Annotated in this window: 11 protein-coding genes; 2 read left to right on the forward strand and 9 right to left on the reverse strand. The window is 73.0% G+C overall.

The window, feature by feature from the left end:
- Positions 1–16: 16 nt before the first annotated feature.
- Positions 17–1,612 carry an NAD(P)/FAD-dependent oxidoreductase gene (locus tag AB0G13_RS10945; protein WP_357872090.1) on the forward strand — a complete coding sequence of 532 codons (1,596 nt, stop codon included), beginning with the start codon at positions 17–19 and terminating at the stop codon, positions 1,610–1,612.
- A 146-nt stretch (positions 1,613–1,758) separates the two neighbouring features.
- Here AB0G13_RS10945 and AB0G13_RS10950 read toward each other — a convergent pair whose 3' ends face one another.
- Complete coding sequence (locus AB0G13_RS10950) at positions 1,759–3,348, reverse strand: Rieske 2Fe-2S domain-containing protein (protein ID WP_357872093.1); 1,590 nt, start codon at positions 3,346–3,348, stop codon at positions 1,759–1,761.
- A 270-nt stretch (positions 3,349–3,618) separates the two neighbouring features.
- Between AB0G13_RS10950 and AB0G13_RS10955 the strand changes: the two genes are divergently transcribed.
- The gene (locus tag AB0G13_RS10955) at positions 3,619–3,840 is read left to right on the forward strand and encodes a DUF2631 domain-containing protein (protein ID WP_357872096.1); all 222 of its coding nucleotides are present in this window, start codon (positions 3,619–3,621) and stop codon (positions 3,838–3,840) included.
- Positions 3,841–3,940: 100 nt separating this feature from the next.
- On the opposite strand, the gene AB0G13_RS10960 is transcribed toward AB0G13_RS10955, so the two are convergent.
- The 8 genes from AB0G13_RS10960 to AB0G13_RS10995 all read right to left on the reverse strand — a co-directional run bounded on the left by AB0G13_RS10960 (position 3,941) and on the right by AB0G13_RS10995 (position 12,801).
- Positions 3,941–5,416, reverse strand: coding sequence for a DivIVA domain-containing protein (locus tag AB0G13_RS10960; RefSeq protein WP_357872098.1), 1,476 nt, complete (start codon positions 5,414–5,416; stop codon positions 3,941–3,943).
- Between the two features lie 31 nt (positions 5,417–5,447).
- Positions 5,448–6,599, reverse strand: a complete 1,152-nt coding sequence (gene rlmN, locus AB0G13_RS10965) for a 23S rRNA (adenine(2503)-C(2))-methyltransferase RlmN (RefSeq protein WP_357872101.1) — start codon at positions 6,597–6,599, stop codon at positions 5,448–5,450.
- 104 nt (positions 6,600–6,703) lie between these two features.
- Positions 6,704–7,906 (reverse strand): phosphatidate cytidylyltransferase, encoded by a 1,203-nt coding sequence (locus AB0G13_RS10970; protein ID WP_357872183.1) that lies wholly within the window; start codon positions 7,904–7,906, stop codon positions 6,704–6,706.
- Positions 7,907–8,202: 296 nt separating this feature from the next.
- Complete coding sequence (gene frr / locus AB0G13_RS10975; protein ID WP_089001534.1) at positions 8,203–8,760, reverse strand: ribosome recycling factor; 558 nt, start codon at positions 8,758–8,760, stop codon at positions 8,203–8,205.
- Between the two features lie 79 nt (positions 8,761–8,839).
- The gene (pyrH, locus tag AB0G13_RS10980; RefSeq protein ID WP_091096741.1) at positions 8,840–9,607 is read right to left on the reverse strand and encodes a UMP kinase; all 768 of its coding nucleotides are present in this window, start codon (positions 9,605–9,607) and stop codon (positions 8,840–8,842) included.
- 160 nt (positions 9,608–9,767) lie between these two features.
- Positions 9,768–10,598, reverse strand: coding sequence for a translation elongation factor Ts (gene tsf, locus AB0G13_RS10985; protein WP_121396087.1), 831 nt, complete (start codon positions 10,596–10,598; stop codon positions 9,768–9,770).
- Between the two features lie 135 nt (positions 10,599–10,733).
- Positions 10,734–11,621 carry a 30S ribosomal protein S2 gene (gene rpsB, locus AB0G13_RS10990; protein ID WP_357872105.1) on the reverse strand — a complete coding sequence of 296 codons (888 nt, stop codon included), beginning with the start codon at positions 11,619–11,621 and terminating at the stop codon, positions 10,734–10,736.
- Between the two features lie 268 nt (positions 11,622–11,889).
- Positions 11,890–12,801 (reverse strand): hypothetical protein, encoded by a 912-nt coding sequence (locus tag AB0G13_RS10995; RefSeq protein WP_357872186.1) that lies wholly within the window; start codon positions 12,799–12,801, stop codon positions 11,890–11,892.
- Positions 12,802–12,895 lie beyond the last annotated feature (94 nt).

Consider the following 12,895-nt stretch of genomic DNA (forward strand, 5'->3'; position numbering starts at 1 on the left):
AGTAGGCTCCCCCGGCATGGGTGACGAGCTGCCGACCCGGGCCGACGTGGTGATCGTCGGCGCCGGGCACAACGGTCTGGTGTCCGCGATCCTGCTCGCCCGCGCCGGGCTCGACGTGCTGGTGCTGGAGGCGGCGGACGTGATCGGCGGGGCCACCCGCACCGAGGCCCCGTTCCGCAGGGTGCCCGGGCTGCGCCACTCCACCGGGTCGTACCTGCTCGGGCTGATGCCGCCGGAGCTGCTCGCCACGCTGGACGTGCGCATCCCGGTGCTGCGCCGCGACCCGCACTACTTCCTGCCCACCCCGGGCGGCCCCGGCTCGCCGTACCTGCTCTTCGGCAGCGACACGGCGGCCACCCGGGCGCAGCTCGCGGAGTTCTTCTCCCCCGCCGACGTGGCCGCCGACGACGCCCTCCAGGCCGAGCTGGCCGCGCTGCGCGACGACCTCGCCCCGGCCTGGCTCGCCGAGCCGCTGCCCGTCGAGGAGACCGCCGAGCGGCACGTCCGGCCGGCGCTGCGGCAGGTCTTCGTCGACCTCGTCCGCGGCTCGGTCGCCGACCACCTGGCCCGCTTCGACTTCCGCTCCGAGCTGCTGGTCAGCATGTACGCGGTCACCGACGGCCTCTCCGGGCTGAACGCCGGCCCCGACGACCCGGGCACCGGGCACAACTTCCTCGTGCACAACATGTGCCGGCTGCCCGGCTCCGACGGCACATGGATGATCACCGAGGGCGGGATGGGCACCGTCTCGCGCGTCTTCGCCGACGCCGCCCGGGCCGCCGGCGCGACGATCCGCACCGGCACGCCGGTCAGCGCGATCACCCTGGACGGCGGCGCGGCCGGCGGAGTGGTCCTCGCCGACGGCCGGGAGGTCGCGGCCCGGGTGGTGCTCGGCGCCTGCGACCCGTACCGGCTGATGGACCTGTTGCCCGACGGCGCGCTCCCGGCGCCGCTGGCCGACCGGATGGCGACGGTCCGCCGCCCCGGCACCACGCTCAAGCTCAACCTGGCGCTCACCGGCCTGCCCCGCTTCTCCTGCCTGCCCGGGGACGCGCCGAGCCCGTTCGGCTCGACGATCCACCTGCTGCCCGGCTCGGACTCGCTGACCGGCGGGGGCGGCGAGCCGCCGATGGCGGCGCTGCGCGCCATGTGGGCGGACGTGCAGGCGGGGCGGCTGCCCGACGAGCCGACCATCGAGTGGTACCTGCACACCACCGTCGACCCCTCGCTGTCCGACGGCCGGGGCCACCACTCGTCCGCGCTCTTCGTCCAGTCGGTGCCGTACGAGCTGGCCGGCACCACCTGGGACGAGGCGCTGCCCGGCTACGTCGACCGCCTCATCGCCATCTGCGAGCGGTACGCCCCCGGCACCGGGGACCTGATCGCCGACGCCGTGCCGCTGCCGCCGCCCGGCATCGAGGCGCACTTCGGCATCACCGGCGGGCACATCCACCACGTCGACAACACCGTCTCGTTCACCGACCGGATGCCGTACGCCACCGGCGTCGACGGCGTCTACGCCGGCAGCGCCGGCTGCCACCCGGCCGGCAGCGTCATCGGCGCCGCCGGCCACAACGCCGCCCGCCGTATCCTCACCGACCTCTCCCGCTGACGCGTCCCGCGCCCACCCGTCCCGCGTCGACCATGGAGTCATGGTGCCCGGTTTTCAGGCCGCTTGGTGCGGTTTTGTCGCCCACCACAACTGCATGATCGACGCGGGAGGGGCGGGAAGGGCGGGGCGGGGTAGGTGGGAGGGCGTCAGGTCAGGGTTTCGCCGGCGGGGGCGGGGGCCTGGGCGTCGACGCGATGGGCGCGCACCTTGTGGCCGACGCTGGTCAGGCAGCGGCCGCTGGCCAGGTCGAACTTCCAGCCGTGCAGCTGGCAGGTGAGCTGGTCGCCGTCGACGATGCCGAACCGGGTCAGGTCCGCCTTCAGGTGCGGGCAGCGCCGCTGCACCACCCAGTCGCCGAGGGTGATGTCCTCGGCGTCGCTGGTCCGCTCGTGCTCGTCGTACCAGCCCTCGGCGTACTGGAGGCGCTCGGTGGAGAGGCACTTGAAGAAGGCGTAGACGAACTCGTTGTACTGCCCGATCCGGGCCGCCGAGAAGCGGCAGGAGAGGAAGAGGGAGTTGACCCAGTCCACCTCGCCGATGTGCAGCAGGTGCTCGATCAGCGCCCGCTCGGTACGGAACCGGTAGCGGACCTTCTCGTCGGCGTACGGCCGGACCTGCTTGCCCGGGAAGTCCACCACGATGGATTCGATGGTCTCGCCGCCCGAGCTGTCGGTGCCCACCAGGTCGAAGCGGACCGGGCCGCCGACCCCCTTGGCCAGGTAGATCGACTCATCCAGCAGGGGCTCGACCCGGCGCTGCATCTCCTTGAGCACGTCCACCTCGGGGTGCCGCCAGGACGCCTTCTCGGCCTCGATGACCGGCCGCTTGCGCTCGCGCATCTCCTCCAGGTGGGCGACCTTGTTCGCGAAGAACTCCTCGACCGGCACCGGGTGGCTGGTCTCGCAGCTCTCGGTGGTGATCTCGGCGACGCTGCCCGGGAGCAGCACGACGCCGTTGGTGCCGCCGACCTTGGCGTACTCGCTCAGGAAGACCGACTGGTCGGGGAAGATGTTGCCCTCGTCGCCGTGGATGTCGTTGAACTGCCACAGCTCGTCGTCGAGGAAGCAGGGCGGGCCGGCGATCGGGAAGACGTGGTCGGCCTTCAGGTCGTCGATGTAGCGCCAGGTGCGGTCGAACTGCCGGTCCCGCTTCTGCTTGCCGAACGCCGTCTTCGCCGCCTGCGGCAGCTCGTAGACCATCGGGTACCAGATCGCGCCGGAGAACTGGAGCATGTGCGCGTGCACGTGGCCCAGCTCGGCGAAGACGCCCAGGTCGGTGGGGCGGGCGTCGTTCTGGTTGAGCAGCCGGACCCCGTCGTACTCCACCCACAGCGAGGAGTCGCCGATCGGGCCGTCGGTCGGGCTGGTCAGCGCCTGGATCATGATCTTCAGGCCGCCGTCCAGCTCCACGACCTGCTCGTTCGGCGCCCTCAGGAACTTGGTGAAGCCCAGCTCCCGCAGCTCGTCCTCCATCTCGGAGGTGGGGAACGCGGGCAGCAGCACGGTGGCCGACTTCGACACGAAACGCTTCAGGTGCGCCGCGTCGAAGTGGTCCCGGTGCAGGTGGGAGACGTAGAGGTAGTCGACGTCGCCGAGGGTCTCCCAGTCGAGCAGGGAGTTGTCCGGAAACGGAAACCACGAGGCGAAATAGGCCGGATTGACCCACGGGTCGCACAGGATGCTGCCCGCGGCCGTGTCGATCCGCATGCTGGCGTGCCCCGTACCGGTCACTCGCACCGCAGTTCCCCCTCAAAACGACAAACAAGGTGTACGCCAGAAACGCTACCGGAGGGAGTCTGGCGACCCACCCGCGACGCCGGTAGTGCCGATGCGCCCGGGCGGATCCGGGACCTTGGTCCCCGCTGCGGCCCTCGTACGTCCTCCGGGCCGGCGCCCGCCTCGCCCGGGCGGATCGTGCGGTCCGCCCCATCGGTCGGACCCAGCGCCGGTCCCGGCACGGGGCGTGCCAGACTAACCGGAGATCCGATCGCGAGGGAAGGACCGACAGTGGCAGGAAGCGAGCCGGTAACGTCGCCAGACCAGCACAAGCCCGGGCACCGCAAGTCCGGGCGGATCGGCGCGGTGGTCTCCGCGCTGGCCCTGCTGGCGATGCTCTGCGGCAACCACGAGGGCAGGGTCGAGAACATCTGGCTGGTCGGCCTGGCCGTGCTGCTGCTGCTCATCGTCATCGGCGACACCGTGCTGCGGCGCAACGGCCTGCGGTCCTGACCGCACCCGCGTCAACCGGCGTCGCACCGGTCCGCGCGCCGGAGGTCACACGCACGAGGGCCCGCCCCCGACCGGGGAGCGGGCCCTCGCCGTACGCGGATCAGCGGCCGAACAGGATGTCCTGCACGTCCTTGAGCGCGGCGTCGACCTCGGCCTCGAAGTAGCCGCCGGGCACCAGCCCGAAGCGCAGCGTGTCCAGCTCCTTCGGGTTCACCGGCATCGGGTTGCGCCCCTGCATGCCGCCCAGCAGGGTGTCGAAGAACCGGTCGACCTGGTCCGGGTCGTACCCGCTGCCGAACCGGCGCACCTGGAAGCTGCGACGGATCTGGTCGACGCGGTAGAGGTCGCTGCCGGGCGGGCCGGCCATCGGGGGGCCGGCCATCGGCGGCGGGCCACCCACCGGCGGACCTCCGACCGGCGGACCTCCCACCGGCGGGCCGGCGTTCGGTGGGCCGCCGAAGCCCTGCTGCGGCTGCGGGGGCGGCCCGGCCGGGCCCCGGCCCCGCAGCTCACGCAGCTCCCGCTCGGGCATCCGGATCTCGGCGGTCATGTCGGCGCGGGCCCGCCGGCCGGCCTCGAACCCGTCGAAGCGCGGCTCGTCGCCGTAGCCACCGGGGCCGTCGTAGTTGCCGGGGCCGTCGCCGTAGCCGCCGGGGCGGTCGCCGTAGTTGCCGGGGCCGTCGCTGTAGCCACCCGGGCCGTCGCCGTACTTGCCCGGGCCGTCGCCGTAGCCACCCGGGCCGTCGCCGTACTTGCCCGGGCCGTCGCCGTAGCCACCCGGGCCGTCGCCGTACTTGCCCGGACTGTCGCCGTAGCCGCCGGGGCCGTCGCCGTAGCCACCCGGGCCGTCGCCGTACTTGCCCGGGCCGTCGCCGTAGCCACCGGGGCCGGCGGGCAGGCCGCGCGGCGGCGGAGCGCCGTGGCCCATCGGGGCGCCCGGGCCCATCGGGCCGGGGCCGCCCGGGCCGCGCGGCGGCTCGTAGCCGCCCCGGGGGGCGTCGTAACCACCGGCGAAGGCGCCGGTGGGCTCGTCGTGGCGGCCGTAGCGGTCGGCGGGCGGGCCGGCCTGCGCCGGCATCGCCCGGGGCGGCATCGGCTGCGGGACCGGCGACATGCCGCGGTCGTCGCGCATCGGCGGGCCCATGCGGTCGGGCGGGCCCATGCGGTCCGGCGGACCCATCCGGTCGGGGGGACCCATCCGGTCGGGGGGACCCATCCGGTCCGGCGGACCCATGCGGTCGGGGGGACCCATCCGGTCGGGGGGGCCGAGGCGGTCGGGGGGGCCGAGGCGGTCGGCGTCCCGGGGGTCGCCGCCGCGGCCGCCGGCGCCACCGCGCTCCTCCAGCTCGGCCAGCTGCCGCTCGACCCGGTCGAGGTGCAGGTCGACCTGCCACTCGTCGTAGCCGTTGAAGCGGACCCGGAAGACGACGTCGTGGACCTCCTGGGAGGCGACGGGGGCACCCACCGGCCGGCCGTCGAGCGTCGCCTCGACCCGGTCCAGGAAGGCGTCGACCTCGTCGACCTTGTATCCCCGGCGGAGCGCCTTACGCCGGAAACGCTGACCCTGACTCGCCACTATGTCTCCTGGTCTCGTTCGCTACGCCCGGTCACGCCTTCTCCCCGGTCCGGTCGGTGTCGGTGTCCATGTCCTCGGCGGCGGCGAGCTGCCCACACGCTCCGTCGATCTCGCGACCCCGGGTGTCCCGCACGGTCGTCGACACCCCGGCCTCGCGCAGCCGCCGGACGAACTCGCGCTCGACCGGCTTCGGGCTGGCGTCCCAACGGCTGCCCGGAGTCGGGTTGAGGGGGATGAGGTTCACGTGGGTCAGCTTCCCGGCCAGCAGCCGCCCGAGCAGATCGGCTCTCCACGGCTGGTCGTTCACGTCCCTGATCATCGCGTACTCGATCGACACGCGACGCCCCGTGCGGGCCGCGTAGTCCCACGCCGCGTCCAGCACCTCGGACACCTTCCAGCGCTGGTTGACCGGCACGAGTTCGTCGCGCAGCTCATCATCGGGGGCGTGCAGCGACAGCGCAAGGGTCACCGAGAGGTCTTCGCTGGCCAGTCGGCGGATGGCCGGGACCAGCCCCACCGTGGAGACCGTGATGTGGCGCTGCGACAGCCCGAGCCCCTCGGGCGCCGGGGCGACCAGCCGACGGATCGCCGCGACCACCCGGGAGTAGTTGGCCAGCGGCTCGCCCATGCCCATGAAGACCACGTGCGACAGGCGCGGCGGCGAACCCGCCACCGCTCCGGAGGCGGCCACGCCGGCCAGGTAGACCGCCTGGTCGACGATCTCGGCGGTGGAGAGGTTGCGGGTCAGCCCGGCCTGGCCGGTGGCGCAGAACGGGCAGGCCATGCCGCAGCCGGCCTGGCTGGAGATGCAGACGGTGACGCGGTCCGGGTAGCCCATCAGCACGCTCTCCACCAGCGAGCCGTCGTGCAGCCGCCAGAGCGCCTTGCGGGTCGCGCCGTCGTCGCAGGCCAGCTCGCGGACCGGGGTGAGCAGCCGGGGCAGGAGCCGGTCGGCGAGCTTCTCCCGGGTGGCGGCCGGCAGGTCGGTCATCTGCCCCGGATCGCGCACCAGCCGGCCGAAGTAGTGGGTGGAGATTTGCTTGGCGCGGAACGCCGGCTCCCCCAGCTCGGTGACCAGGGCCCGGCGGCCGGCGAGGTCGAGATCGGCGAGGTGACGGGGAGGCATCGCGGGCCGCCGCCCGGGGGCGTCGGGGTCTGCGGGAATCAGGGGCAGGCTCGTCATGGCGCGTCCAGTCTGTCACGCCGGATGGCCGACACACCCGTCCGGAGGTGCCGAATCGCCCCCCGCCGCCCGGGCGGAACCGCTGACGACGGGTGATTCACGCCTCACTCCAGCACCGGGACGAAGACCGCCAGGAGCAGGTACGCGGTCGGCAGCGCGAAGAGGATCGAGTCCAACCGGTCCATCAGGCCGCCGTGCCCCGGGAGCAGGTTGCTCATGTCCTTCACCCCGAGGTCCCGCTTGATCATCGACTCGGCGAGGTCACCGAGGACGGCGGCGCCGGAGACGGCCAGCCCGAAGAGCGCGCCCCACCACGGGGCCACGTCGAGGAGCAGCCAGAGCAGCAGGGCGCTGCCCAGCGCCGCGGCGGTGACCGAGCCGGCGAAGCCCTCCCAGGACTTCTTCGGGCTCACCGAGGGGGCCATCGGGTGCTTGCCGAAGCTGACGCCGGCCGCGTACCCGCCGGTGTCGGAGAGGACCACCGCGGCCAGCGTCACCAGCACCCGCAACTCGCCGTCCTCGGGCACCGCCGCCAGCAGCGCGGCGAACCCGCCGAGGAACGGCACGTACACGGCGATGAGGGTGGCGGCGGTCAGGTCCCGCTGGAAGCCGCCCGGCCCGTCGCCGAGCCGCCACACCATGGTGCCCAGCACGGTCACCAGCAGGCCGAGGCTGAGCGCGTCGGGGCCGGAGAACCAGGCCAGCCCGACGGTGAGCACCCCGCCGGCAACCAGCGGCACCAGCGGCGGATGGGCGCCGCTGCGGCGGACCGCCCGGGCCATCTCCCAGATGCCGACGCCGACCGCCGCGGCCACCACCACCAGGAAGGCAGGCGGGTAGAAGAACAGCGGCACCACGATCAGGGCGCCGAGACCCACGCCGACGGCGATGGCCGCCGGCAGGTTGCGCCCGGCCCGGCTCGGGACGGGCTGCTGGGTCGCGGGCCGGTCGATGCCGGCCCGGCGCCGGCCGCGCTGTCGGCGGCCCAGCGGCCGCGCGGGCTCGGGCTCCGGCTCGACGTCCCGGACCGGTTCGAGCTGGGTGGTCGGGTACTCGGAGTCGTCGGGCTGGCCGCGGTGGCCGTTCATCGCGGCCGGGTCACCGCCGGCCACCACGTCGGCGGGCGGGCGGGGGTGGGCCGGCGCCTCGGCGTACGCGTCGGGGAGAACGGCGGGACCGCGGTGCCACTGACCCGGATCGATCTCGGGCTCCGGCCAGGGGAGGCCGGGCCCCGGTGCGGAAGTGGGGGCGTCGGGGCGGTCCCAGCCGCGGGGCTCGGCGCTGCCGTGGGGATCGAGGTGGGCCATCACGCACCGAGCGGGACCGGCACGAGATCCATCAGATGACGCACAACCACAACCATTCCCCTACCCGCGCGACTGTTCCGTCCGGTTGACCCGCCCGACGGCCGGCCGATCCCCACCGTTCACCGCAGGGTGGCCGGGAATCCTGCCGAGCCTACTGCACCCACCGATCCCTCACGTCGGACCGGCCCCGCGCCGCCCTCCTCGACGACGGTGGCACCGGGCCCCGCCGCCCGGGAGCGGACGGCGGAGCGCCGGTGCCACGATGCCGTCGTCGCCGGTGGAGGCCGGCGTACGGCTCACACCTCGAGAAGCTCGTTCTCCTTGTGCTTGACCAGGTCGTCGACGGCGGCGACGAAGCGCTGGGTCAGGTCGTCGAGTTCCTTCTCGGCGCGGCGGCCGTCGTCCTCGCCGACCTCGCCGTCCTTGACGAGCCGGTCCAGCTCCTCCTTGCCCTTGCGGCGGATGTTGCGGATGGCCACCTTGGCCTCCTCACCCTTGTGCCGGGCGACCTTGATCATCTCTCGGCGGCGCTCCTCGGTCATCTGCGGCAGCAGGATGCGGAGCTGGTTGCCCTCGTTGTTCGGGTTGGCGCCGAGGTCGGAGTCGCGGATCGCCTTCTCCATGGCGTTGATCTGCGAGTTGTCGTACGGCTTGATGATCACCATGCGCGGCTCGGGCACCCCGATGGACGCCATCTGGGGCAGCGGGGTGGGGCTGCCGTAGTAGTCGATGATGATCTTGGAGAACATGGCGGCGTTGGCGCGACCGGTGCGGATCGCGCCGAACTCCTCCTTGGCGTGCTCGATGGCACGCTCCATCTTTTCCTCGGCCTCGAGGAGGGTGTCGTCGATCACCGGTCTCCTCGCCTCCTTCTGTGCTCGTCGTGGGCTTGTCGTGTCGGAGGGACCGCTGAGGTCGGGGTCACGCGACCGCTCAGGCGGTGATCAGGGTGCCGATCTTGTCGCCACCCACGGCCCGGATGATGGTGTCGTCGCCCTGCGCGCCGAAGACCAGCATCGGCAGGCCGTTCTCCATGCACAGGCTGAACGCGGCGGCGTCGGCGACCCGCAGGTTGCGCCGTAGCACCTCGGAGAAGGTGATCGAGTCGAACTTGCTGGCGGTCGGGTCGACCCGCGGGTCGGCGGTGTAGACGCCGTCCACGCCGTTCTTGCTCATCAGCACCACGTCGGCGCGGATCTCCAGGGCCCGCTGGGCGGCCACGGTGTCGGTGGAGAAGTACGGCATGCCGGCGCCCGCGCCGAAGATCACCACGCGGCCCTTCTCCAGGTGCCGGATGGCGCGCAGCGGGATGTACGGCTCGGCGACCTGGGCCATCGTGATCGCGCTCTGCACGCGCGTCTCGATGCCCTCCTTCTCCAGGAAGTCCTGCAACGCGAGGCAGTTCATCACGGTGCCGAGCATGCCCATGTAGTCGGCCCGGGCCCGGTCCATGCCGCGCTTCTGCAGCTCGGCGCCCCGGAAGAAGTTGCCGCCGCCGACCACCACCGAGACCTGCACGCCGCGGCGGACCACGGTGGCGATCTGCCGGGCGATGGCCTGCACGACGTCCGGGTCGACCCCGATCGCGCCCCCGCCGAACACCTCACCGGAGAGCTTCAGCACCACCCGGCGGGCCCGACCGGGGGGTGGCGCCGTCGGATCGTCCGCCGCCAGACTCCGGTCACTCACAACCTGCGTCATCCGCCCCGCCCTTCCCCATGCGCACGTCCCGTACGCCCCGTACCGCGAAACTGCCGTAGCCGACCCTATGTGACGAGGAGGCCGCGGTGCCTGTCACGTACACCGGCGGCCTCCTCGTCGACGTTTCCCTGCCCGCGGCGCGCGAAGCGCCCGGGGCGGCTCAGGCCTGGCCGACCTCGAACCGCACGAAGCGGGTGACCTCGATGCCGGCCTCGGCCAGCAGCTGCTTCACCGACTTCTTGTTGTCGGCGACCGACGCCTGCTCGAGCAGGACGTAGTCCTTGAAGAACGCGTTCACCCGACCCTCGACGATCTTCGGCAGGGCCGCCTCGGGCTTGTTCTCCTCGCGGGCGGTCTGCTCGGCGATGCGCCGCTCGGACTCGACGACGTCGGCCGGCACCTCGTCCCGGGTGAGGTACTTCGGCCGCATGGCGGCGATCTGCATCGCCACGCCCCGGGCGTCCGAGTCGGACGCCTCGTCGCCGGCCGTGCTCGTGTACTGCACCAGCACGCCGACCGCCGGGGGCAGGTCCTGGCTCTTGCGGTGCAGGTAGACGGCGGTGGTGCCGTCGAGCTTGGCGAACCGGTTGAGGACGAGCTTCTCGCCGATCTTGGCGGACTGCTCCTGCACCAGGTCGGCGACGGTCTTGCCGTCCAGCTCGGTGGCGAGCAGCTCCTCGGCGGTGCCGACGCCGCTGCGCTCGCCGTGCTCCACCAGCTGCTGGGCCAGCTCGATGAAGGCGTCGGTCTTGGCGACGAAGTCGGTCTCGCAGTTGAGCTCGAGCAGCGCCTTGCCGGAGTGGGCGATCAGACCGTTGGCGGCCGTACGGCCGGCCCGCTTGCCGACGTCCTTGGCGCCCTTGACGCGCAGGATCTCGACGGCCTTGTCGAAGTCGCCCTCGGCCTCGGTCAGCGCCTTCTTGCAGTCCATCATGCCGGCGCCGGTGAGGTCGCGGAGCTTCTTGACGTCCGCGGCGGTGAAGTTGGACATGGCTCTCTCTTCGGTGTTGAGACTGCGGGTGGGTTGGTCCTGGTGCCGGTTACCCGGATCCGGGCGCGACGTGCCCGGCGTACCTGCCGCTCCCCGCCGCCCGGGAGAACGGGCGGCGGGGAAGCGGCGGTGCGGTCACTCCGCGGCGGCGGTCGCCGGCTGCTCGACCGGCTGGGCCGGCTCGGCCTGCGGGGCCTGCTCGGCCTGCTCGGCCTGCGGGGCCTGCTCGTCGGCCTTCTTCGGCTCCTCGAGCAGCTCGCGCTCCCACTCGGCCAGCGGCTCGTCGGAGGCGACGCCCGGCTCCGGCTTCTCGTCGCTGCCGCGACGACGGCCGGAACGGGCGATCAGGCCGTCGGCGACGGCGGCGGCCACGACCCTGGTCAGCAGCTCGGCCGAGCGGATCGCGTCGTCGTTGCCCGGGATCGGGAAATCGACCTCGTCCGGGTCGCAGTTGGTGTCGAGCACCGCGATCACCGGGATGCCCAGCTTGCGGGCCTCGTCGACGGCGATGTGCTCCTTCTTGGTGTCGACCACCCAGATCGCGGCCGGGAGCTTCTGCATGTCCCGCAGACCGCCGAGGGTGCGGGTCAGCTTGATCTTCTCGCGGGAGAGCTGCAGGGTCTCCTTCTTGGTGTACCCGGCGGCGGTGCCGCTCAGGTCACCCAGGGCCTCCAGCTCCTTCATCCGCTGGAGCCGCTTGTAGACCGTCTGGAAGTTGGTCAGCATGCCACCGAGCCAGCGGTGGTTGACGTACGGCTGACCGACCCGGGTCGCCTGCTCGGCGATGGCTTCCTGGGCCTGCTTCTTGGTGCCGACGAAGAGGATGCTGCCACCCTCGGCGACGGTCCCGCGCACGAACTCGTAGGCCTTCTCGATGTAGTCGAGGGTCTGGCGCAGGTCGATGATGTAGATACCGTTGCGCTCGGTGAAGATGAAGCGCTTCATCTTCGGGTTCCAGCGCCGGGTCTGGTGCCCGAAGTGGACACCGCTCTCCAGCAGCTGACGCATGGTCACGACGGCCATGGTGGGGTACTCCTCGTGGTCCCTGGTTGTCCCGCCCGGCCAGGCGGCCGGGCGTCCTGGCGCCCGGTCGGCGGCCATGGCGGGCCCGACCAAGATCGGGACCAGGGAGGCCGTCGCCCCACGACGGCTCGTGGAGAGGGCGCGCGAGGTCGACCGCGCGAGGCGGTCGCCAGTCGACCAGTGTACGCCCCTTCCCCGCCCCCGACGCCTCGGGTGCGAGGAAGGGGTCGGATCGCTCATTTCCGGCACCAGACGCGCCGGTCGAGGGTCAGCCGACGGCGAGGGCGGCGGCGACGAAGAGCACCAGGCCGACGGTCAGGTACGCCGTCGGCGGGCGCAGCCAGCCCCGGCTCCCCTCCGCCAGCGACAGCCCGCCGGTGCGCAGCCCGTACAGGCCGATCGCGAAGATCGGCAGGCCGCAGACCAGGAAGATCCCCACCACGATGTCGGCGGCCGAGACCGGGTCGCCGGTCACGCCGCTGAACAGCACCTGCATCGCGGGCACCTCGAACACCACGACCAGCAGGGTGAAGAGCGCGGCCAACGCCGGCCGCCGGGTCCGGTAGACCCCGTCGCCCGCCGGCGGTCCCGGTTGCGGCGCGACCACCGGCGGGTACGCCGGCAGCTCCCCCGGCGGGAGGTCGGCACGGGGCGCGATCGGCGGCATCAGCCCGGTCGGCATCTCCAGCGCGTTCGGGGTCTCGACCGGCCGGGCGGGCTCGTCGACCGGCTTCTCCGCCGGGTTCGTGGGCTCGGCCGCCCGCCCGGGCGCGACGATCGGATACCCGCCCAGCGGGGCCGGGTGGGGCGGTTCCACGGTCCGCTCGACGGGTCCCGCCCCGGCCAGGGCGTCGACCCCCGACGTCGACAGCGCGTCGCGGGCCCCCCTCGATTCCCGGGCGGCGCGTCGGCCCGGACGGTCGGTGGGCAGTTCCCCGGAGGCGTCCGGATCCGCCTCGGCCCGGCGCGAGCGGCTCGCCCGGTATCCCTCCGTCTCCGACCGGGCGTCCCCGAGCGGCGGCACTGCGGCGAAGCGCCCCGAATCGCCCTCCCCGAACCTCGCGGGCTCCGATCCAGTGGCGGCGAACCGGCCCGAATCCTCCGGTCCCGTCACGGCGAACCGGCCCGAATCCTCCGATCCAGTGGCGGCGAACCGGCCCGAATCCTCCGGTCCCGTCACGGCGAACCGGCCGGAGTCCTCCGGTCCCGTGACGGCGAACCGGCCGGAGTCCTCCGGTCCCGTGACGGCGAACCGGCCGGAGTCCTCCGGTCCG

This window comes from Micromonospora sp. NPDC023633 (genome assembly GCF_040640035.1).
Lineage (GTDB): Bacteria > Actinomycetota > Actinomycetes > Mycobacteriales > Micromonosporaceae > Micromonospora.